Genomic DNA, 21817 nt, shown 5'->3' with positions numbered 1-21817 from the left:
TTCCGACCTCACCTGACCCGCCTCCAGCGCCCTGCCATTCCAGCGCCCTGCCATCATGGCCCCGTGCAGCTTGACCAGCAATTCACCTGGCGTGAACGACGGATCGCCTGGGGTTGCAGTGGCTCGGGTCCGGCCGTCGTCTTCTGCCATGGCACGCCCTGGTCGTCGGCGTTGTGGGAGCCGTTCGCCAATGCTCTGGCCGACACGTTCACCGTGTACCTCTGGGACATGCCCGGCTACGGCGCCTCCTCCAAGGACGCCGATCATGCCGTCGACCTGGGCGTTCAGAGCGAGGCGTTCGCGGCGCTGGTGAGCCATTGGGAGCTCGAGCGACCCCACGTCATCGCGCACGACTACGGCGGCGCGGTGTCACTGCGAACGCTCCTCCTGCACCAGGCGACGTTTGCGTCGCTGTGCCTCGTCGACGTGGTCGCGCTACGCCCTTGGGGCTCCCCGTTCTTCACCCTCGTCAAGGAGAACGCGGACGTCTTCGGTCAGCAGCCAACAGCGGTGCACCAGGGAGCGCTCGAGGCCTACATCTCCGGCGCGAGCCACCAAGGACTTCGTCCTGAGGAGATGGCCATGCTCGCCGGACCGTGGTTGGACGACGCGGGTCAGGCAGCGTTCTACCGTCAGATCGCCCAGGCCGACGAGCGCTTCACGGCCGAGCTCGAACCGTTCCTCGACGGCATCACCATTCCCACCCACATCGTGTGGGGCGAGGACGACACCTGGATCCCGGTCGATCGGGCACGTCGCCTCCACGAGGCCGTGCCCTCGAGCACACTCACCGTGGTGCCGGACGCCGGCCACCTCATACAGCTCGACGCACCCGTGGCCTTGGCCACCGACCTGCGTCGCTGGTTGTCCGCCGTCACCGGCTCGTGATTCAGTGCGGCGTGGCCGGCTCCACGAGCTCGACGAGCACCCCGCCTGCGTCCTTTGGGTGGACGAAGTTGACGCGGCTGTCGGAGGTGCCGCGCTTCGGGTCGTCGTAAAGCAGTCGCACGCCGCGCTCGCGGAGGGTTGCGGAGACGGCGTCGATGTCGGTGACCCGGTAGGCGAGCTGCTGGATGCCCTGGCCGTTGCGGTCGAGGAACTTGGCGATCGTGGAGTCGTCGCTGAGCGGCGCGAGCAGTTGGATGCACGAGCCGGAGTCGCCGACGGCGAGCATCGCCTCGCGGACACCCTGCTCCTTGTTGACCTCCTCGTGCACGGAATGAAGACCGAACGTGGAGGCGTAGAACTCCAGTGCCTTGTCGAGGTCGGGCACGGCGATGCCCACGTGGTCGATCGCGACGAGGAGGTGCTCGGGGACCTGGTTCATCATGCACAGCAGCGTAGAAGGGGGTAACCGTGCTCACTCCGGGTGGGTGTGCGGCAACCCGCTGAGTACGATGGCCCCCACAGTCTTCGAAGGAGTGTTCCGTCATGTCCCAGTCCGTGATCGTCGCCGGTGCGCGCACCCCCATCGGCCGTCTGCTCGGCGGCCTGAAGTCGCAGTCTGGCTCCGACCTCGGCGGACACGCCATCCAGGGCGCGCTCGAGAAGGCCGGCGTCAGCGGCGACCAGGTCGACTACGTGATCATGGGGCAGGTGCTCCAGGCGGGTGCGGGCCAGATCCCCGCACGTCAGGCGGCCGACAAGGCCGGCATCCCGCTGAACGTCCCGGCACTGACCATCAACAAGGTGTGCTTGTCCGGCCTCAACGCCATCGCGCTCGCCGACCAGCTCATTCGCGCCGGTGAGCACGAGATCATCGTCGCGGGCGGCCAGGAGTCGATGACCCGGGCTCCGCACATGCTGCTCGGCTCCCGCGAGGGCACCAAGTACGGCGACACCGCGCTCACCGACCACATGCAGGCCGACGGCCTGTGGGACGCCATCACCGACCAGGCGATGGGTGGTCTCACCGAGTCGATCAATGCAGAGAAGCAGAAGTTCACCCGCGAGGAGCAGGACGCCTTCAGCGCCCGCTCGCACCAGCTCGCCGCCGAGGCCCAGAAGAACGGCGTGTTCGACGATGAGATCGTGTCGGTCGAGATCCCGCAGCGACGCGGCGACGCGATCGTCGTCAAGGACGATGAGGGCATCCGCGGCGACACCACCGCAGAGTCCCTCGGCAAGCTGCGTCCGGCGTTCTCCAAGGAGGGCACCATCACGGCCGGGTCGGCCAGCCAGATCTCCGACGGCGCGTGTGCTGTCGTGGTCATGAGCAAGGAGAAGGCCGAGTCGCTCGGACTCACGTGGCTCGCCGAGATCGGCGCCAGTGGCCAGGTCGCCGGACCGGACTCGTCGCTGCAGTCGCAGCCGGCCAACGCGATCGCCCAGGCATGCGAGAAGGAGGGCATCTCGCCCTCCGACCTCGATCTCGTCGAGATCAACGAGGCCTTCGCCGCCGTCGGCATCGCCTCGACTCGCGAGCTCGGTGTGAGCGAGGACATCGTCAACGTCAACGGCGGTGCCATCGCGCTCGGTCACCCGATCGGCATGAGCGGCGCCCGCCTCGCGTTGCACCTCGCGCTGGAGCTCAAGCGTCGCGGTGGCGGCGTCGGTGCGGCAGCGTTGTGCGGCGGCGGCGGCCAGGGCGACGCCCTGATCGTCCGCGTCCCGGCCTAGTCGGTTGGCCGTCGACCTGAACGTAGGCGAGCTGGTCGCCGGCGCCCGGCGGGGTGAGGCCAGGGCCGTGGCCCGCCTCATCTCGCTCGTCGAGGACGAGTCTCCGTCTCTGCGTGACGTGAGTGCTGCGCTCGCGCCGCACACTGGCCGGGCCCACATCGTCGGCCTCACCGGCCCCCCGGGTGTGGGCAAGTCGACATCGACGTCGGCTCTGGTCACCGCGCTACGCGCCAAGGAGCGACGGGTCGGGGTGCTGGCGGTCGACCCGACGTCGCCGTTCTCCGGCGGCGCCCTGCTCGGCGACCGCGTCCGCATGCAGGAGCATGCGACCGACGACGACGTCTACATCCGGTCGATGGCCACTCGCGGCCATCTGGGCGGTCTCGCGGGTGCCGCGCCGCAGGCGCTGCGAGTGCTCGACGCCGCCGGGTGCGACGTGATCCTCGTTGAGACGGTGGGGGTCGGTCAGTCGGAGGTCGAGATCGCCGGCCTGGCCGACACCACGCTCGTGCTGGTCGCGCCCGGCACAGGGGATGGCATCCAGGCCGCGAAGGCGGGAATCCTCGAGATCGGCGACATCTTCGTCATCAACAAGTCCGATCGCGAAGGCGCCAACACGACGCGGCGCGAGCTGCGCAACATCGTGGCGATGCGCGAGTCCGACTGGAAGGCACCGATCGTGCTGACGGTGGCGACCACGGGGGAGGGCGTCGCCGAGGTCGTGACCGAGATCGAGCGGCATCGTGAGTACCTGGCCGGCGGTGAGCTCGATCAACGGCGGCTGGCTCGCGTGCGGCGCGAGATCGAGGCGATGGCACTCGCGTCGCTGCATCGGCGGATGGGCGATGTCACCGGGGACGCCCGTCTCGGCACGCTTGCGGCCGACGTACTGGCTGGACGCTCCGATCCGTTCGCCGCGGCCGACTTGCTGGTCGAACATCTCTAGGGCGCGTCTCCCTAGGTCTCGCTGGCGCCACCCCGACGGCGCGCCTTTGGCGCGTACTGGGCCTGATCAGGTAGAACAGAAGGCGTGTTCAAGAAGGTTCTCGGTCTGCTCGTCATCGGTTTCATCGTGTATTACCTCCTGACCGCGCCCGCCGGCGCTGCCGACGCGGTCACCGGAGCGTTCGATGCGGTGATCGAAGCGTTCGGCCAGGTGGGCATCTTCGTCGAGCGGCTCGCCACCTAGGCGACGCCATGATCGAGTACCCGTGATCGGCTTCCTGTTCGACCGTCTGCCCGATCAGGACATCGACAGCCACCTCCTCTCCATCGAGGGCGAAGAGGTCATCGACATCGTCCGGCATCACCAGATCGTCTACGCCCAGCCGTTCGTGGAGGCCCTCGGCATCATTCCGCTCTGGCTGCTGGCCGTGCTGGGTCCGATCGAGCTCGGCTGGCTGTTCATCCTGCTCGGCGTCGCACTCGGCCTGCACGCGCTGTACATCACGATGCGCGAGCGTCGGGACCTGTTCGTGGTCACCAACATGAGAGTCTTCCGGGCGACCGGCGTCTTCTCGGTGCGCATCGCCACCATGCCGATCACGCGCATCCTCGACATCACCGTCGAGAAGCCTCTCATCGGACGCTTTCTCGGCTACGGGCACTTCATCTTCGAGTCCGCCGCCCAGGCGCAGGGTCTGCGCAAGATCCGGTTCATCCCCGATCCGGACCAGCGTGACCTCACCATCCAGCGGGTCGTGCAGCGCTCGGGACTGCGCGGCCCGCGCACGTCCATGGATCGACAGATGATGGAGGGTCGCTGAAGCACTAGGGACGGTTCATAGAATGGCGACATGACCTTCTCGCGTCCTGGCGCCGTTGACCTTTCCGCGCTCTCCCAGCCGAGCGGCGCCCCACAAGCGTCGGCGCAGCCCCCTGGGCAGTACGTCGTCGACATCACCGAGCAGAACTTCCAGTCCGACGCCCTCGAGCCGTCCATGGAGCACGTCGTCGTCCTGAGCCTCTGGTCTCCCCGATCACCGCAGAGCCAGTCGTTCAACGCCCTGCTCGGCCAGATCGTCCACTCCTACGAGGGTCGACTCACCTTGGCGCAGGTCGACGTGGACGCCAACCCGGCCATCGCCCAGGCTCTCGGCGCCCAGGGCGTCCCGCTCGTCGTTGGCCTGGTGAAGGGTCAGCCGGTCCCGTTGTTCCAGGGCACGGCCGACGAGGCGGACGTGCGCCAGTACTTCGACCAGCTCCTCACCGTTGCCGAGCAGAACGGCCTGACCGGACGTGCTGCGGCTCCTGCAGAGGACGACGCATCGACGGCCGAGGAGGAACCTGCCGACGATCCTCGGTTCGCGACCGCGGATGCGGCGTTCGCGGCCGGCGACATCGACGCCGCTGTGGCTGAGTACGAGAAGCTGCTCAACCAGTACCCGGGCGACACCGAGATCGCCGAACGGATGGCCGGCGTGCAGCTCATGGGTCGCACCCGCGACGCCGACCTCACGGCCGCGCGAGCCGCAGCCGCCGACGCACCCGACGACCTCGACGCCCAGCTGCTCGTCGCCGATCTCGACGTGAGCGGCGGACACGTGCAGGACGCGTTCGACCGGCTCATCGAGCTGGTGAAGCGGCTCGACGGCGACGACCGCGAGCGTGTACGTGAGCGGCTGCTCGAGCTCTTCACCGTGGTCGGGGCCGCCGACCCCCGCGTGGCTGGTGCTCGTCGCGCTCTGGCATCGGCACTCTTCTAGCCTGAATCTCTGAACATCCGCGGGTAGGGTCTGGTTGTGCGGAGCAAGGTGGGCTGGGTCGTCACGGTCGTGGGCGTGCTGAGCGCCGTCGCCGGCCTCGCCGTCATGATCGTCCTCGGCCCGGACAGTCGTTTCACCACCGGCCCCCACCAGATCGACACCGAAGGCATCGCCGTCGTCACGGCCCCGAAGGTCATCTCCTGGAAGGGCGTGCAGGTCGACGTCCTCGCCGAGGTTCCCGTCAACAAGCCGGTGTTCGTCGGCCTCGGCAACAGCGTCGACGTAGAGAACTACGTCAAGAGCACCCGCCGCCTGGAGGTCACGTCGTTTTCGACGCCGTGGACGGTGAAGGTCCGGAACGTGGAGGGCCGAGATGGTCTTTCCGGCGCCCCGACCGCCCTCGACTGGTGGATCGCCAGCTCGGCCGGACTCGGGGGTGCTCGGATCAGCGCCCAGCTCCCGGACGAGACGGTCTCGGCGGCGATCTTCTCGGTCGGCGCCTCCAACCTCCAGGGCCTGAAGGTCAGCTATGCGTACGGCGTCAAGGGCGGGTTCGCCAAGGGCCTCGGACTGCTGTTGCTGGGCCTCGGCGGTGTGTGGGGCGGCGGTCTCATCCGTCGCGCCGAGGGATTCTGGGACGAGGTGGAGGAGGAAGGAGTCAGGGTCGTGGCCCGGCGACGGACTCCTGAAGAGCTCGAGGATGGCGGGACGGAATCGGATGTCGAGGAGATCGAGGAAGTCGTCTACCTCTACGTCGACGAGGACGGGGTCGAGCACGAGATCTCCGCCGAGGAGGCCGCCGGGTACGAGGTCGTCGAGGTCGCCGTCCAGGGCGAAGAGCCGGGGCTGGAGCCCGAGCCCGAACCCGAGCCGCCACGTTCACGCGCCACGGCCGGAGTGCTGACCGCAGCCGACATCATCGCTGAGCTCGACGAGCCCGAGAACGAGCCGGAGCCAGAAGCGCCCCCTGCGACCGACCAGCGACGGGTGGTCTACGTCTATGTCGATGAGGCCGGGGTCGAGCACGAGGTCGCGGAGGACGAGCTGGACCAGTTTGAGGTGGTGGACGAGCCGGACAAGCCGGCCGAGCCGGACAGGCGGGACGAATGATGCGGCGCGTGCTCGCAATCGTCCTCGCCGTGACGCTGCTCTCGGCGTGCACGGCGATCCCGGCGGAGCGCAGCGACATGACGCTGTCGAAGCGCGCGGCGGCAGAGTCCGACGTGGACGCGATCTTCGACCGATACCGCGCCGTTCGGAACACCGCGATCGGCCTGCTCGATCCCAAACCGCTGTCCACCGTCGAGAGCGGACCGGTCCTCGCGATCGACAGCGGGTCGTTCGAGGTCGCCCAGCGCCTCTCGACCACGCAGGACGAGGAGTCGCAACAGCTGGTGATCACCGATGTGGAGACGCCGTCGTTCTCGAAGTACCCGCTGTGGTTCATGGCGACGGCCTACGATGCCGCGGCCAAGGTGAACCGCGTCCAGATCTTCCAGCGCGACTCCGCCGTCGACCCTTGGCTGCTGGTGGCAGCACCGCAGACCGTGGTCTCGACGCAGCTGCCCGAGCTACGGAAGGATGGCGATGGGTCGGCACTGGCCGTGGACCCGTCGAGCACCGCCGGGATGGCGATGTCACCGCAGGAGGCCGCCGAGGCGTACGCCCAGGCCCTGGGCAGCACGAGTCCGTCCGAACAGGTCGAGCAGGACGACTTCATCCGCCAGATGCGTGACGCGTTCGATGCCAACAGCGAGCTCGAAGGCGTCTCCGTGACCCAGGACTGGGCCGCCGAGGAGGTCGAGCACGCGCTGCGGACCGACGACGGTGGCGCCCTCGTGTTCGTGACGCTGCTGCGACTCGACACGTACACCGTGGAACCCGGGTCCACCGTGTCGTGGCCGGCCGGGTCACCGCAAGAGGCCTTCCTTGCCGAGGGCATCTCCTCCACCGGCAAGCTGCGCTACTACCACCAGGTGCTCCTGTACTTGCCCGGTGGCGAGAAGCGTCCTCGGGCGCTCGGCCAGTACGGAGGTGTCGTCGGCGCCGACGCCGACTGACGCGCCTACTCCGGAGCGAGGGGCGCCTCGCGGTAGCCCGGGAGGTCGCCGGCCCCGACGGCCGCCAACAGCTCGACGGCAGCAGCGGCGGCATGCTCGCGCACTGCGTCGGGGTCGCACCACTCGACGCCAACGATCTCCGTGGGCTGGAGGTCCATCTGATCGGCAAACGTGGCGTCGACCCGTCCGAGGTCGAACAGGAACACGCAGGCGTCGTCCCAGCCGCGCCACGCCGGCAGCCAGTTGACCGTGAGCAGCTCGCCCACCGTCACCGTGACGCCGAGTTCTTCGTGGAGCTCCCGGACGAGCCCGGCGGAAGGAGCCTCGCCGACCTCGATGACCCCACCGGGCAGGTCCCATTCGCGTTTGTACGTGAGTCGGCAGAGCAGCACGCGGCCGTTCTCGTCGCGCAGCAGACCCTGGGCGATGATGCGCTTGGTCGGCAAGCCGGCGTTGAGCAGGGCGATGAACCCTTCACGGCTCGTGGACGGGGGATCGCCCGCCAGTCTGGCGAGAAGGGCCCGGTCGGGATCGTCGCCGGCACCGCGCACGATGCCCTCGCGACGCAGGCCGCCGATGGACGCCGCGCGGATGTCGTCGATGCGCTCGACCGGGACGCGCGCCTCGATACGGGTGAATCCGCGCTCGTCGAAGGCATGGTCGACGACGAGTCGAAGGGCCCGCGAGGCGGTCCAGAGGGCGTGGTCGCCGCTGCCCGTGTTCCAGCGCACCGAGGTGGTGTGACCGCCCTCGTCGCGCAGGGCGATCGTGCCGACCCGCTCGCCGTCGACGACGACCGCCCAGGCGGGGGGCTCCTCAGAACCGGAGGTCGGCTCGAGGACGAGGTCGTCATCGGTGAGGTTCACCGGGCGGTTCCACACCATGGACGGACGGTTGGCGGGCATGGCCCCGAGCCTAGATGTTGATCCGCAGAGCCACACTGGACGACATGTCGCGTCGTCTGGCAGTCGTGCTCGTGTCGATGGCTGCGCTCGCTGCGTGTGGCAGTCCTGAGCCGCAGCCGAGTCCGCAGCCGTCGCCGCTGCCGGACGTCAATCTGCCGGTTGCAGCGTCGTCTGCACCCGTGAAGGATGCCCGCGTCGACGCCCGCTGGCTGCGCGAGACAGCAGCTGCCACCAGGATCCCGACGCGCGCCCTCCGGGCCTACGCCATCGCGGAGGCGACGATCGGCTCGGACGATCCCGACTGCGGTCTGTCGTGGAACACCCTGGCCGGCATCGGCCGGACGGAGTCGGTCCACGGTGCGGTAAACGGTTCGCGTGTCGGAGACGACGGGGTGGCGCGGCCCGACATCCGCGGCATCCCGCTCGATGGCGACGGCGTGCGGCGGATCACCGATACCGACCGGGGTGAGCTGGACGGCGATCGCCGGTGGGATCGTGCCGTCGGGCCCATGCAGTTCATCCCGACCACGTGGGCCCGTTGGGGCGCCGACGGCGACCGTGACGGGCGCAACAATCCCCAGGACATCGACGACGCCAGCCTCGCGGCCGCTGCCTACCTCTGCGACGCCGGGAAGTCGCTGGATTCCGGCGACGGGTGGGTGCGCGCCGTGATCACCTACAACAACAGCGCGGAGTACGCGCGAACGATCTCCCGCACGGCCACGAGGTATGCCGAGTCGAGGTGACTCAGGCTGGACTTGGATCACGCCGACATCCTGCCAGCCGGGGTTTACGATGGGCTCCATGTGCCGCAACATCAGGACGCTTCACAACTTCGAGCCCCGTGCCGACGCCGACGAGATCGAGGCGGCTGCCCTGCAGTACGTCCGCAAGGTATCCGGTTCCACCAAGCCGTCGAAGGCCAACCAGGAAGCCTTCGACCAGGCCGTGCACGACATCGCCCACGTGACAGAGCATCTAATCGGTGCGCTGGTGACGACCGCCCCGCCGAAGAACCGCGAGGTCGAGGCCGCGAAGGCGAGGGCCCGCTCCGCCCAGCGCTACGCCACCGCCTGACGCACGACGGGGTCGCCCGCCTGCTTCGGCCGCCATCGGTCGTTGTGTCGCGGGGTGCACGTCGGATCGATTGAAGCGGGTGGGATGAACTCCGGTCTGTCGTCCGGCCCCGGTCTGACGTCCCAGCCGGTGTGGTGGATGATCCGGTGGTGTCTGGCGCAGAGCAGCACGCCGTCGGCGAGGTCGGTGCTGCCGCCGGCGGCCCACGGACGCATATGGTGGGCCTCGGTCCAGCCGGGTGGTCGATCGCATCCTGGAAAGGCGCACCCACCGTCTCGTTGCGCGAGCGCGACGCGTTGAGTGGTGGTGAAGAGACGCTTTTGGCGTCCGACGTCGAGGACCTTGCCGTCGCCGCCGAGGACGACGGGGAGGACGCCTGCGTCGCAGACGAGCCGGCGGATGGTGCCGGGGTCGATCCGGGTGCCGTGGGAGTCGGTGCCAGCGCGTTCGACGTCACGCTTGAGGGTTTCGAAGTCGGTGGTGACGACGAGCGTGGCGGCGACTCCACCGTGGTTGCCGTAGCAGTCGGCTGGCAGGTGCCTGACGATGTCGCCGAAGGCGTGACCGAGCTTGTGCCGGTAGGTCGGCTTCTCGTCGAGCAGATCGGTGGACTCGGCGGGCTGGTTCATGCAGTCGTGCCGTGGGCTGGTGTGCGACTCGAGCGCCGAACGGAGACTGTCGGCTTCCAGGACGGGCAGCACGAAGCCGCCCTCGACCATGGCGTCGGCGTCGGCCGGGCGCATCCAGAACTCGGACTGCCGGTGGGCCCGCTTCTCCTCGGCGTCGAGGATGACGGCTTCTTGCCGGTCGGCCCAGTCCCGGCCCATCGCCTCGACCGAGCGCTTCGCCGCCAGGCGCAGGTCTTCGATCGAGTGCTTCTGGGCCTTGGCGACCAGGTCGGCCTCGACAACCGTCCGGTCGCCGTCGTCGAGCTCACGAGGAAGCTTGCCCATCGCGCTGGTGACCACGCGTGCCTTGTCCGGACTCATGCCGGGCCGATCCATGGCAGCCCTCGTCTGCGGCGCTGTCGTGGCCAGGTCCCGAGCCAGCTGCACGTCCCTCGCGGCGTCGCGGTGGGAGATTCCCGCGGTGTGCGCTATCCAAGCCTGTGTCGACGCCGCTCCCTGCTGCCGCGCGGTGTCCGATTCGTGGGCTGCGGCGGCGAGGTCGAGGGTGATCGCCTGCGCGAGCCGAGCCACTTGCTGAATCGCCGTCATGGCGGCTGCCACATCATCTGGTCGGTGTCCGCGCGCCGCGTGTAGGTGCTGGGCCGCCGCGGCGAGATGCCCGGCAACGGTTTCGGGGGGACGGGTCACCGGGCACCTCCTGCTGATGCGTCGAGAATCGGATGTCATCAGCAGCTTTCCCGCGGCGAGCGGGACGACCCGGTGGGCCAAGCTCGGAGTCTCCTGCAAACTCTGACTTCGAACTCATGTTCGAGTCTAGGTTCCGTATCCTGCCTGGTCAAGAGGTTGGGCGGGTTTTTCGAGGGCTTTCGGCCCATGGGTGCCATCGGCCGGGCACGCTGGACCGATGACGGCAACAGACGACGAGCTCATCGACCTGCTGGAGGTCTTCAGCGCCGCGTTCGCCCGCCAGGATGCGGTCGCGCTCGGTGCGCTCTTCGACGAGGACGACGTCTGCTTCATCGCGTCGGAGTCGCTGGTTCTGCATGACCGGGCGCGGATGGAGAGCTTCTTCGACGACTACTCGGCCCATCCGGACCCCGTCTCCTTCGAGTGGGACTCCTGCCAGGTGTCCAGCGATGAACGGTTCGGCTGGGTGAGCGCTTTCGGACGCGAGATTCGGCAGGTCGGAGACACGAGGACGCCGTCGCCGTTCCGGATCACCCTGGTCTGCCGCCGTCGCGCCGACGGCTGGCGGATCTCGCACCTGCACGGGTCGACGCCGACCCGCTGAGACGTGATGCTTGACCTCAACCTTTGTTGAGGTTGCACCGTGGAGGTCGAACACACCGATCCCTCGAAGGAGCATCATGCCCCGCGCACTCATCACCGGCGGTTCCGCCGGCCTCGGCCGCGCTCTGGCCGCAGGTCTTGCCCAGGACGGCTGGGAGGTCGTCATCACTGGACGCCACCAGGAACGGCTGGACGCCGCGTTGGCCGAGCTCGGCTCCGCCGTGTCCGCCGTGGCCGGCGACGTCACTGATCCCGGCCATCGTGACCATCTCGCCGAGATCGTCGCCGACGGTCTCGACCTGCTCGTCAACAACGCGAGCACCCTCGGTATCAGCCCGCTGGTGCCCGTGCAGGAGCTGTCGAGCACCGTGCTGCGTCACGTCTGGGAGACCAACGTCGTCGCGCCGGTCGCGCTCATCCGCACGCTGAGGCCGCTGATGCGCGAGGGTGCCGCGGTCATCGACATCACGTCCGACGCCGCTGCCGAGCACTACGAGACTTGGGGTGCCTACGCTGCGAGCAAAGCAGCGCTCGAGCACCTGACCATCACCCTTGCGGCCGAGGATCCCGACATCCGCTGGTACGCCGTCGACCCCGGCGACCTCCGCACCCAGATGCAGCAGGACGCGTTCCCGGGCGAGGACATCAGCGACCGCCCGCTCCCCGAGACGGTCGTGCCGGCGTTCCTCGCGCTGATCGACCGGCAGCCGCCGAGCGGGCGCTACCGCGCGAACGAGCTGATGGTGGCGGCTGCATGACGTCGATCGGCATCCAGCCCCTCATCACCTTCACACCCCCGGGTGAGCGGACGGCGCCCTCCCCGGCCGAGGCCCGTGGCATCCCGCGCGACGAGGTCAGGCTGCTCGTCGCGGACGGCGACCGGCTCAGGCACACGCACTTCCACGACCTCGCCGATCACCTCGAGGCGGGCGACCTCGTCGTGGTCAACACGTCCCAGACGGTCAACGGTGAGGCCGACGCGCTTTGGTCCGGTGTTGGCCGTGCTGCGCGCGAGGTCGTGGTGCACGTGGCCATGGACCTGCGCGACGACACCTGGGTCGTCGAGGTGCGCACCGCGCCGGATGCCTCGCGTGCCGTGCTCGACGCGATTCCCGGACAAACGGTCACCGTCGCCGGCGTCGCGACCCTGACACTGCTCAGCCCCCACCCACGGACCGGATCTCCCACCGGTGAGGGGAACCGGCTGTGGCGAGCCGCCTACTCCGGTGGCGTCCCGTTGCGCGATGTTCTCGACCGAGTCGGGCGTCCGATCGCGTACGGATACCTCGACCGGCGCTACGAGCTCACCGACTACCAGACGATCTTCGGCACCACCCCCGGCAGCGCCGAGATGCCCAGCGCAGCTCGCCCGTTCACTCCCGAGGTGGTCACTCGTCTTGTCTCGCGCGGGGTCGGCATCGCGCCGGTTCTGCTTCACACCGGCGTCTCGTCGCAGGAGACGGGGGAGGAGCCGCAGCCGGAGTGGTTCGAGGTCGGCGAGTCGACGGCGCGGCTGGTGAACAGCACCCGCGCCGCCGGAGGCCGCGTCGTCGCCGTCGGGACGACGGTGACGAGAGCCCTCGAGTCGGCCGTCGACGGTCCGGCGGGGCGCGCGCTTCTTCGGGCCGGCAGCGGCTGGACCGAGCGGGTTGTGACGCGCGAACAACCGCCGCGGATCGTCGACGGACTCATCACGGGATGGCACGATCCGCAGGCCTCCCACCTGCTGCTCGTAGAGTCGATCGCCGGTGTGGAGCTCGCGCAGTCGGCGTACGACGAGGCTGTCGTCCAGGGGTACCGGTGGCACGAGTTCGGCGACTCCGCTCTGTTCCTGCCGGCCCGTGCCGAGGCGGTTGCGGCCTGACCAGAGTGCGGCGATCGGGGTCCGGCGACCCGGCGGCGAAAGTGCGGATGTGAAACCATGCCACTCGTGAGCCTCGAGAACGCCATCTGGATGTTGACAGCTCTCGCCGCGGTCGTAGTGCTGCTCACCCGCATGAGACTCTCTGCCGAGCACGCACAGGCCGGCCACGCGCAGATCCCGATGGCAACCGTCAACGCCCACACGATCACGGGCGTCGTGGCCCTCGCGCTATGGGTGTACTACCTCTCCTCGCCAGATGACCTGATCGGACTGGTGGCCCTGGCGGCGTGGTGGGTCGAAGTGGTCATCGGAGTGCTCATCCTGGCCCGATGGCTGCCGAGCGGGGGGAAGCACGCCGCAGACTCGGTCGAGGACAGCTGGGCCGACGGTCCGTCGTTGTCGATCCTCGGACACGTCGGGCTCATGTTGGGCGTCATCTTCTTCACTTACGTCGTGCTCGCCGGCAAGATCGCGTAGGCGCGGCTGTCATGGTCGTCGGCGCGGTCAGGGTTGCCGCGGCGTGAGGATCCGCGCCGGCTGGTGGCTGCTCAGCGGCACCCTGTCCGCGCGGCAATGGGTGCCGTCCAGCTCGTCGCGCATCGTCAGGTCGGTGCCCGGCGGCAGTCCGAGGTCCGCGGGCTCGACCTCGATGGTCACGCGCTTTTCGAACGCCGGGAAGAGGTCGACGACGACGAGCACGGAGTCGTCGCCTGTCGCCTTCGAGTACGCGATGACGCCGGTCTGGTTGGTGCGGTGCACGGTGAGATTGCGAAGGCGCTGAAGCGCCGGATGGGTTCGGCGGATCTGGTTGAGGTGGGCGATGAACGGCGCCAAGGACCGCGGATCGTCCCAGTCGCGCACCTTGATCTCGTACTTCTCCGCTTCGAGGTACTCCTCGGTGTCTCGTGCGGCGGGCTCGTGCTCCATCAGCTCATAGCCCGCGTACATGCCCCATGACGACGAACCAGTGGCGGCGAGCACCACCCTGGCCCGGAACATCGACTCGTCGCCGTCCTGGAGGTACCGCGGGAGGATGTCCGGGGTGTTGACGAAGAAGTTCGGACGCATGAAGTCGCTCGTGCGGTTGGAGTCCTCGTCAAGGTAGGCGGCGGTCTCGTCGGCATGCTCACGCCACGTGAAGTACGTGTAGCTCTGTTGGAAGCCGACTGCCGTGAGGGCGTGCGCCATGGCCGGCGACGTGAACGCCTCGGCCAGGAAGATGACGTCGGAGTCGATCTCCCGAACCTCGGCGAGCAGGCGTTCCCAGAACGGAACCGGCTTCGTGTGTGCGGTGTGGACGCGGAAGATGCGGACACCGTGGTCGATCCAGAAGGCGACGATGCGCAGCACCTCGAAGTACAAGCCGTCCGGGTCGTTGTCGAAGTCGAGCGGGACGATGTCCTTGCTCGTCGCGGGCGGGTTGTCGGCATGAGCGATGGAGCCGTCGGCGCGGGTCGTGAACCACTCCGGGTGCTCGGTGACCCACGGGTGGTCGGGGGAGCACTGCAGGGCGAGGGCGAGGGCGACCTCGAGGGCGAGCTGGTGCGCCACTCCACGAAGGCGACGAAGTCGTCGAGGGTGCCCAGCTCTGGGTGCACCGTGTCGTGCCCGCCGTCCTTCGAGCCGATCGCCCACGGCGAGCCCGGGGTCACCGGGGTCGGCGACCAGCGCGTTGTCGCGACCTTGCGATGGGTGGTGCCGATGGGATGGATCGGTGGGAGGCAGACGACGTCGAAGCCCATCGACGCCACCGCCTCCAGGCGCTTCGCGGCGGTGCGGAGCGTGCCCGCCTGCGTCGAGCCGTCCGGTCGCCGCACCGCGCCTTCGGACCGCGGGAACATCTCGTACCAAGCGCCGGCGAGGGCGCGCTCGCGATCCACGGAGAGCGGGAACCGCTCGGTGGCATCGACGTGGTCGCGCACGGTGCTGCGATCGAACGCAGCGAGGAACGCCAAGGCGGTGGCGAGTCTCTCCACGGCGGGAGCGTCCGTGGCGACCAGGTCGTTCGCGACCATCGCGCAGGCCGGATCGGCGTCGGTGCCTCTGCGGAGCAACGTGGCGCCCTCGCAAGGGTCAGCTCGACGTCGATGTCGGCGGCGATGCGGATCTGGGCGTCACGGACCCAACCGGCGATCGGGTCGTGCCACGACTCGATCCGGAACGTCCACAGCCCGACGGCATCGGTCCTGACGACGGCCACCCAGTGGTCGTTGCCGACATGGGTCATCCGTACCGGCGGCCGATCCTGCCCATCGGGGCCGGTCAGGATGACGGCGGCCCGAACGACGTCGCGGCCCTCGCCGAACACGCGGGCCCGCACCGTGAGCTCCTCGCCCGGGACTGCCTTGACGGCGTGTCGTCCGCCATCGACCTGGGGGCGAACCTCCATGACGGGCACCCGCGTGACCATGACGCCAAACGTAGTGCGTGGGCGCGCGCTCCACCTTCGGAAGTGCTGTCCTATGCTCGATGCCGACGTGACGGCGTCACTGTCAACATGCGACCGGAGGAAGTTCAGTGGGAGAGCACGCACGGCTCGAGGTCAGCGACGGCGTCGGCACGATCCGGCTCGACCGTCCGAAGATGAACGCGCTCGACGCCCAGATGCAGACGGAGATCGCCGAGGCGGCACGTGAGGCGGACCGGCGTGACGATGTCGCAGCCGTGGTCGTCTACGGCGGCGATCGGGTCTTCGCAGCCGGCGCCGACGTCAAGCAGATGGCCGCCATGTCGTACCAGGAGATGAGCAGGCACTCGCAGCTCCTGCAGGACTTCACCCGATCGCTGGCGGCGATCGGCAAACCGACTGTCTCGGCCATCACCGGGTTCGCGCTCGGCGGCGGCTGCGAGGTGGCCCTCGCCACGGACGTCCGATTCTGCGCGGACGACGCCAAGCTCGGACAACCGGAGATCCTGCTCGGCATCATGCCCGGTGCCGGCGGCACCCAGCGGCTGGCCCGCCTGGTGGGTCCGGCCCGGGCCAAGGAGCTGATGTTCACCGGCCGGTTCGTCGATGCCGCCGAGGCGCTCGCCATCGGGCTGGTCGACGAGGTGCACCCGGCCGCCGAGGTGTACGAGCGCGCCGTCGAGTGGGCCAAGCAGTTCGTCGGCGGTCCATCGCTGGCCCTGCGAGCCCTCAAGAGTGCCGTCGATCGCGGTCTCGAGGTGGACCTGCAGACCGGTCTCGACATCGAGCGGGTCGAGTTCGCCGCGCTCTTCGCCACCGACGACCAGTCCACCGGCATGCAGTCCTTCGTCGAGAACGGCCCCGGCAAGGCCACCTTCGAGGGCCGCTGACTCGACCGCTGGCGCGCCTTGGGTGACTTCCCGCCGGGTTCGGTCGTTGGTGGGTTACTGGGTCGCGTCATCAGGTCGCGAGCCGGCCTCTACGGTGATCCTGTGGAGGCCGAACGCCGCCGCACCTCGAGCAAACCGACAGACAGCGGCGGACCGTCCCAACCAGGGACTGAGACGCCCCGGAGCCCTGTGACACGAGGTACGCATGGGGCATACTCAGTGACGATGTGACGCAGCGGTGTCGTGAGAGAAAGGACGCCAGCGGTGTCGTGAGAAAGGGAGTCATGACCGACTCAGGTTCGAAGAAGCCATCCGATCGCCGACGCGCTGACCCGTTGCAGGTCGCTGCCGACATGTTCGCTCAAGAAGAGGTCGAGAGCGAAGCCCAGAAGCCTGAGTCTCCGGCCCCCAGCAAGCGGGCGGCGTCCCCAGCTCGCGAGCCCGATCCCGCGCCCAGGTCCAAGCAGCCCGACCCAGCTGCGGAGCAGGACGAGACCGACGAAAGTCACAGATCCCACGCGGTGCGCGGCCGCCGCAAGGACGCCAAATCCGCGCGTCAGGCCGCTGCTGACAAACGTCGTCAGGAGCGAGCCGCAGCCAAGGCGTTCGCTGCTTCCAAGCGGCATTCGCGCGACCAGGACGAACGGGACGAGAAGACCGAGGCAACGCCACCCAAGCAAGCCCCTCCCAAGCAAGCCCCTCCCAAGCAAGCCCCACGCAAGCACGCTCAGCAACCGCCGGTGGTCGAGACCAAACCGGTCGAACCCGTCGACAAGCCCGCGATCGAGGTCCCGGCCGCCGAGGCACAGCCCAAGGCACCCACGCCGGCAGAGACGAGCACTGAGAAAGAGGTCCGTCCCGTGCGGCCTGAGGGCCCGACGGCCAGACAACGCGCCGCACTTCGCGGGTCGGGCTTCACCGCGGCCGACTTTGCCAAGGACGGGGAGGCAGCCGAGCCGCCGAAGTATTCGGAGCCGGCAGCGCACAAGACGCCTGAACCGGAGAATAAGCCCGGACCGGTGTTCGAGAGGACTCCGGAGCCGGAGAAGGCGCCCGAGCCGGTGGCCGAGAAGACGCCGGAGCCACCGCCGCAGCCAGGACCGATCTTCAAGAGAGCTCCGGAGCCGGAGAAGTCACCCGAGCCACAGCCAGAACCGGTCACCGCCAAGGCGCCCGAGCCGGAGGAGAAGAATCCCGAGCCGGAGGAGAAGAAGCCCGAGCCGGTGGTCGAGAAGGCCCCGGAACCGCCCCCTGAGCGGATCTTCGTCAGGTCACGTGAGCCGGAGAAGGCTCCCGAGCGCCGGGCCGAACCAGTCGCCCGTGCCCCAGAGTCGGAACAGAAGCCGGAACCCGCCGCCGACACACAGGAGGAGGCGTCCGAGCCGACCACCTTCGCCGAGAAGCTGGCCGCGGCCAGCGCCGCGGCGCAACAGCGCGTCAGCGCGGCGCGTGCCGAGGCGAACCGGCTGATGGAGGAAGCCGCGCGTGAGCGCGCCGAGGCCGCTCGGCGCATCGAGGCCGACGAGGCCACCCAGCGCGAGGCCGCGGCAGCCAAGCTGAAGGCCGCCGAGCAGGCCGCCGAGGAGAGGGTCAACGCGGCACGCCAGGAGGCGGAGCGGGTCTCTGCCGAGATCCAGCGCGAGCGCGAGGCCGCCGCGGCCAAGATCGCCCAGCTGCAACGCGAGGCCGACGAGCGGGTCGCCCTGGCCAAGACGGAGGCCGAGCGCCAGGCCCAGAAGCGGGTCGACGAGTCGAAGGTCGAGGCGGATCGTCGCCTGGCCGAAGCCGAGGCCCAGGCCAAGGCGGCTTCGGAGAAGCGACTCGCCGAGGCTGAAGCCGAAGCACAGGCGGCCGCGGCCAGACGCGCTGAGGCCGCCGAGTCCGACGCCCAGCGACGCATCGCTGAGGCACAGGAGGAAGCCGCCCAGCTCGCCGCGAAGGCCAAGGGTGAGCGCGAGGCCGCTCTGTCCCAACTTGCGCGTGAGCGGGCGGAGGCCGACGCCAAGCTGGCAGATGTGCAGGCCGAGGCCGAGCGCATCGTCCGAGAGGCCAAGGAGACGTCCGAAAGTCATATCAACGCCGCGAAGGGCGAGGCAGAGAAGCTCGCTCAGGAGACGGCCGCAGAGCGGTTGGCCATTGCCGTACGCCTCAGCGACGCCGAGCGGGCTGCCGAAGAGAAGCTTGCCGCCGCGCAGGCCCAGGCCGAGCGTCTTGCCACTGAAGCTGCCGCACGCCACGAGGAAGCCGCCGCCGAGCTCGAGCGCGAGCGCGACGACGCCCGGGCTCATGTCGAGCGGGCCAACGCCGAGGCCGAGAAGGTCGCCAGAGAGGCCCAGATCGAACGTGCCGAGGCCGCTGAGAAGATCGCCGAGGCCGAGCGGCTCTCGGAGGAGCGGGTACGGGCCGCCAACGTCGAGGCCGAACGGGTGGCTGCTGAGGCATCCGAGGCTGCGCGCGTCGCGGCCATCGAGCGCAAGGAAGCCTCCCGACGTCAATCCGAGGAGATCGAAGCCGCGCGACTCGAGGCAGAACGCCGCGTCTCACAGGCCGAGAAGGATGCCGCCGAGAACGTGGCCAGGGCCGAGGCGAAGGCCAAGCGCGTGGCCGACGAAGCCGACGCCGACGCCAAACGGCGTGTCGCCAATGCGCAATCCGAAGCCGAGCGCGTCACGGCGGAGTCGAAACGTCAGGCTCAGGAGCGGCTCAGCCAAGCCGTCGCAGCTGCGCGGGAGGCCGCTGAGCAGAAGCTCCGCGAGGCCGAGACCACCGCCATGGAGTGGGTCGCCGCCGCCGAGGCCGAAGCCGAGCGCGTCGCGCAGTCCCACATCGTCATGGCAAACCAGACCAACCGCGATGCCCCACTCACCCACGCCGCTTCTCCGCGCGTCGACGAGTTCGTCGACGAGAAGCCGGATCCGGACGCGAAGACCGGGAAGCCCCAGGAGGTGAGCGGGGACGACGGGGCACTCGCACCCACTACCAAAAGGCGAGTGGTTCGGCGCAAGTAAGGTCTTGGCGGCGGGCCAGCTCGCCGACGAGGCCGAGTCCGCGAGCGAACCTGCTCGTCCGTCATTGAGCGCTCCCGCCATTGCGTCGAGCGCGATATCTGGCAACGTGTTCGACACGGACACCGAGTCGGGGCCCGCGAAGCCCAACAGAAGTGAGAAGAAGGAAGCCAATGCCGCGGCGCGTCGCGAACTCAAGCAGGCCAAGGAAGCTGCTCGGAAGGAAAAACACCAGTCCAAGGAGGCGGCGCGTGAGGCACGCGAAGCCGGGAGAGCGGCTCGAGATGCCCAAGACACCAACTGGCGCGAACTCATGAACGTCGTGCCGAGTGGGTTCGACCCACCCGGGGAAGACGAGACCACCGAGGACGAGGCGCAGGCCCGCGCCGAGGAAGAGGAGCGCCGTCGCCGCGCCGACGAGAAGGTCCTCGGGCTTGCCGACACCAAGATTCCCAGCGACGACGGCGGTGGCACAGCATCCAGGTCCGGCCCGATGAGGGCGGCCGACTATGCCAGAGCGGCTGAACAGGCGAGGGCAGCTCGAGCGGCCGAGGAGGGTTGGACGGCCGAGGCAGCCAGGGCGGCCGAGCAGGCCAGAGCCGCCGAGGAAGCCAGGGCAGCCGAGGCCAGGGCGGCCGAGGAGGCCAGGGCAGCCGAGCGGGCCAGAGCAGTCGAAGAGGCCAGGGCCTGGGCAGCCGAGCGGGCCAGGGCGGCCGAGGAGGCCAGGGCGGCCGAGGAAGCCAGGGCAGCTGAGCAGGCCCGGGCGGCCGAGCAGGCCAAGGCGGCCGAGAAAGTCAGAGCCGCCGCCGAGCAGGCCAGGGCCACCGTCGAGCAGGCCAGGGCGGCTGAGCAGGCCAGGGCCGCCGAGGAAGCCAGGGCAGCATCCACAGCGGTCCCGATCGCCGGCATGGGAGAGTCCGCGTTCGGCCGGTCCGACGCAGGCGACCAAGAACAGACCGGGACCACTCACGTGGCCCCGGTCGAGTCCGCTGCGGACGACCAGAAGCATGACTCGGACGAATACGGCGAGCCCGAGGCGACCGATTCGGGTGACTACTACGAGACCGCAGGAGGATCGCGAAAGTCACTCGGGTCGGGTCTTCGTCCCGTGGCGTCGCTGGCAGCCGGAGTGGTCGGGATCCTGGGCTTGGTCGCCTCGGTCGTCCTGGCTGTGGGCGCCTTCACCGTCGCGGTCGGCGCAGGTGAGGGCAACGCGATCTACGACTCGATCTCGGTGGTCTGCAACGCCCTCGTCGGTCCGCTCACGGATGCCTTCAGCTTCTCCGGACCGAACGCCGCCAGCCGACAGGAGTTCCTGGGCTGGGGCGCAGGATCAATTCTCTACCTCGCCCTGAGCTTCGCCGGCCAGGCAGCACAGCGCGCCCTTTCAAGCGACTGAGCAGACCTTGCTCGCCACGCCATCTGAGGAGTCTCGTCCGCGCAGAAACGCCAAAGCGGTGTGACGAAGGGCATGCGCCGTCAGGTCGCCCGCGACGTGACTGGTCGGTAACATCCACCGATGAAGGGCCACTTCCCGCTGCCGTTCAGGCGGTGGCACAGTTGCCTTGAAGCCAGTCTCCAGACTGCCGCGGCACCGCGCCGCGGCACAGACACAGGAGGGTCCTTGTGACCAACATCGTAGTCGCGGTGAAGTACGTGCCGGACGCCACGGCCGACCGCACCTTCAACTCCGACAACACCGTCGACCGCGACAACGTCGATGGACTGTTGTCCGAGCTCGACGAGTACGCGGTCGAGCAGGCTCTCCAGCTCGTCGAGGCCGGCGAGGGCGAAGTCACCGTGGTCACGGTCGGGCCCGAAGACGCCGCCGACGCCGTGCGCAAGGCCCTGCAGATGGGTGTCGACAAGGGTGTTCACATCGTCGACGACGCCATCCACGGCTCAGACGCATTCGCGACCTCGCTCGTGCTCGCCGAGGCCATCAAAAAGCTCGAGTACGACTTCGTCTTCTTCGGCATGGCTTCCACCGATGGTGAGCTCGGCATCGTGCCGACCCTGGTCGCAGAGCGGCTCGGTCTGCCCGCGGTCACGTTCGGATCCCAGGTCACCGTCGACGGCGACACGGTCAAGATCGTCCGCGACGGCGACACCGCCACCCAGGAGATCGAGGCCAGCGGCCCACTCGTGGTCAGTGTCACCGACATGACCGACGAGGCCCGTTACCCCTCGTTCAAGGGCATCATGGCCGCCAAGAAGAAGCCGGTCGAGACCTGGTCGTTGAGCGACCTCGGCGTCGACGCCGGCTCGGTCGGCCTCGACGCCGCCTGGACGAAGGTCGAGTCATTCGAGCCGCGTCCGCCGCGCAGCGCCGGCGAGATCGTCACCGACGAGGGAGACGGCGGCAC

At 69.0% G+C, this 21817-nt stretch carries 23 protein-coding genes; 18 read left to right on the top strand and 5 right to left on the bottom strand.

Features of this window, described 5'->3' with window-relative positions; translation table 11 throughout:
• Positions 1-63 precede the first annotated feature (63 nt).
• Complete coding sequence (locus ACRDPN_RS13400; RefSeq protein WP_431448894.1) at positions 64-888, top strand: alpha/beta fold hydrolase; 825 nt, start codon at positions 64-66, stop codon at positions 886-888.
• A gap of 1 nt (position 889) precedes the next feature.
• Here the strand turns inward: ACRDPN_RS13400 and mce are convergent, their stop codons facing one another.
• Positions 890-1330, bottom strand: a complete 441-nt coding sequence (mce, locus tag ACRDPN_RS13395) for a methylmalonyl-CoA epimerase (RefSeq protein ID WP_431448892.1) — start codon at positions 1328-1330, stop codon at positions 890-892.
• Positions 1331-1431: 101 nt separating this feature from the next.
• On the opposite strand from mce, the gene ACRDPN_RS13390 reads away from it, so the two are divergent.
• From ACRDPN_RS13390 to ACRDPN_RS13360, 7 genes are all read left to right on the top strand, one after another.
• The gene (locus tag ACRDPN_RS13390; protein ID WP_431448890.1) at positions 1432-2619 is read left to right on the top strand and encodes an acetyl-CoA C-acetyltransferase; all 1188 of its coding nucleotides are present in this window, start codon (positions 1432-1434) and stop codon (positions 2617-2619) included.
• A 4-nt stretch (positions 2620-2623) separates the two neighbouring features.
• Complete coding sequence (gene meaB / locus ACRDPN_RS13385; protein WP_431448887.1) at positions 2624-3565, top strand: methylmalonyl Co-A mutase-associated GTPase MeaB; 942 nt, start codon at positions 2624-2626, stop codon at positions 3563-3565.
• An 84-nt stretch (positions 3566-3649) separates the two neighbouring features.
• Entirely contained in the window at positions 3650-3808 is a 159-nt protein-coding gene (locus ACRDPN_RS13380; RefSeq protein WP_431448884.1) for a hypothetical protein, read from the top strand.
• Positions 3809-3830: 22 nt separating this feature from the next.
• Positions 3831-4385, top strand: coding sequence for a PH domain-containing protein (locus ACRDPN_RS13375; RefSeq protein ID WP_431448881.1), 555 nt, complete (start codon positions 3831-3833; stop codon positions 4383-4385).
• A 30-nt stretch (positions 4386-4415) separates the two neighbouring features.
• Positions 4416-5324, top strand: a complete 909-nt coding sequence (locus tag ACRDPN_RS13370; RefSeq protein ID WP_431448878.1) for a co-chaperone YbbN — start codon at positions 4416-4418, stop codon at positions 5322-5324.
• A gap of 36 nt (positions 5325-5360) precedes the next feature.
• Positions 5361-6434, top strand: a complete 1074-nt coding sequence (locus ACRDPN_RS13365) for a hypothetical protein (RefSeq protein ID WP_431448875.1) — start codon at positions 5361-5363, stop codon at positions 6432-6434.
• 8 nt (positions 6435-6442) lie between these two features.
• Positions 6443-7384, top strand: a complete 942-nt coding sequence (locus tag ACRDPN_RS13360) for a hypothetical protein (RefSeq protein WP_431448872.1) — start codon at positions 6443-6445, stop codon at positions 7382-7384.
• A gap of 5 nt (positions 7385-7389) precedes the next feature.
• On the opposite strand, the gene ACRDPN_RS13355 is transcribed toward ACRDPN_RS13360, so the two are convergent.
• Positions 7390-8289 (bottom strand): NUDIX hydrolase, encoded by a 900-nt coding sequence (locus tag ACRDPN_RS13355; protein WP_431448869.1) that lies wholly within the window; start codon positions 8287-8289, stop codon positions 7390-7392.
• A 44-nt stretch (positions 8290-8333) separates the two neighbouring features.
• Here ACRDPN_RS13355 and ACRDPN_RS13350 point away from each other — a divergent pair, with 44 nt between their 5' ends.
• A complete protein-coding gene (locus tag ACRDPN_RS13350) occupies positions 8334-9035 on the top strand; it encodes a lytic transglycosylase domain-containing protein (RefSeq protein ID WP_431448866.1) in 702 nt (233 codons plus the stop codon).
• Between the two features lie 58 nt (positions 9036-9093).
• Positions 9094-9366, top strand: a complete 273-nt coding sequence (locus ACRDPN_RS13345) for a DUF2277 domain-containing protein (protein WP_431448863.1) — start codon at positions 9094-9096, stop codon at positions 9364-9366.
• On the opposite strand, the gene ACRDPN_RS13340 is transcribed toward ACRDPN_RS13345, so the two are convergent.
• Complete coding sequence (locus ACRDPN_RS13340; RefSeq protein ID WP_431448860.1) at positions 9351-10682, bottom strand: DUF222 domain-containing protein; 1332 nt, start codon at positions 10680-10682, stop codon at positions 9351-9353. The genes ACRDPN_RS13345 and ACRDPN_RS13340 overlap by 16 nt on opposite strands.
• Positions 10683-10899: 217 nt before the next feature.
• Between ACRDPN_RS13340 and ACRDPN_RS13335 the strand changes: the two genes are divergently transcribed.
• From ACRDPN_RS13335 to ACRDPN_RS13320, 4 genes are all read left to right on the top strand, one after another.
• Entirely contained in the window at positions 10900-11286 is a 387-nt protein-coding gene (locus tag ACRDPN_RS13335; RefSeq protein ID WP_431448857.1) for a nuclear transport factor 2 family protein, read from the top strand.
• A gap of 76 nt (positions 11287-11362) precedes the next feature.
• A complete protein-coding gene (locus tag ACRDPN_RS13330; protein ID WP_431448854.1) occupies positions 11363-12043 on the top strand; it encodes an SDR family oxidoreductase in 681 nt (226 codons plus the stop codon).
• Positions 12040-13149 carry an S-adenosylmethionine:tRNA ribosyltransferase-isomerase gene (locus tag ACRDPN_RS13325; RefSeq protein ID WP_431448851.1) on the top strand — a complete coding sequence of 370 codons (1110 nt, stop codon included), beginning with the start codon at positions 12040-12042 and terminating at the stop codon, positions 13147-13149. The genes ACRDPN_RS13330 and ACRDPN_RS13325 overlap by 4 nt, the downstream gene beginning before the upstream one ends.
• Before the next feature lie 66 nt (positions 13150-13215).
• Complete coding sequence (locus ACRDPN_RS13320; protein WP_431448848.1) at positions 13216-13626, top strand: hypothetical protein; 411 nt, start codon at positions 13216-13218, stop codon at positions 13624-13626.
• A 27-nt stretch (positions 13627-13653) separates the two neighbouring features.
• Here the strand turns inward: ACRDPN_RS13320 and ACRDPN_RS13315 are convergent, their stop codons facing one another.
• Complete coding sequence (locus ACRDPN_RS13315) at positions 13654-14700, bottom strand: hypothetical protein (RefSeq protein WP_431448845.1); 1047 nt, start codon at positions 14698-14700, stop codon at positions 13654-13656.
• 97 nt (positions 14701-14797) lie between these two features.
• Positions 14798-15538, bottom strand: a complete 741-nt coding sequence (locus ACRDPN_RS13310) for a maltotransferase domain-containing protein (RefSeq protein ID WP_431448957.1) — start codon at positions 15536-15538, stop codon at positions 14798-14800.
• 128 nt (positions 15539-15666) lie between these two features.
• Here ACRDPN_RS13310 and ACRDPN_RS13305 point away from each other — a divergent pair, with 128 nt between their 5' ends.
• From ACRDPN_RS13305 to ACRDPN_RS13290, 4 genes are all read left to right on the top strand, one after another.
• Positions 15667-16446, top strand: a complete 780-nt coding sequence (locus tag ACRDPN_RS13305) for an enoyl-CoA hydratase/isomerase family protein (RefSeq protein ID WP_431448842.1) — start codon at positions 15667-15669, stop codon at positions 16444-16446.
• A 284-nt stretch (positions 16447-16730) separates the two neighbouring features.
• Positions 16731-19454, top strand: a complete 2724-nt coding sequence (locus ACRDPN_RS13300) for a hypothetical protein (RefSeq protein ID WP_431448839.1) — start codon at positions 16731-16733, stop codon at positions 19452-19454.
• Between the two features lie 310 nt (positions 19455-19764).
• Positions 19765-20850, top strand: coding sequence for a hypothetical protein (locus ACRDPN_RS13295; protein ID WP_431448836.1), 1086 nt, complete (start codon positions 19765-19767; stop codon positions 20848-20850).
• A 227-nt stretch (positions 20851-21077) separates the two neighbouring features.
• Positions 21078-21817 (top strand): electron transfer flavoprotein subunit beta/FixA family protein (locus ACRDPN_RS13290; RefSeq protein WP_431448833.1); only part of this gene is annotated, 740 nt, incomplete at its 3' end.

The organism is Aeromicrobium sp. (assembly GCF_050700635.1).
Taxonomy (GTDB): Bacteria; Actinomycetota; Actinomycetes; order Propionibacteriales; family Nocardioidaceae; genus Aeromicrobium.
The sequence above is the reverse complement of the archived record's forward strand: the minus strand, read 5'-3'. Positions and strand labels throughout refer to the sequence as shown.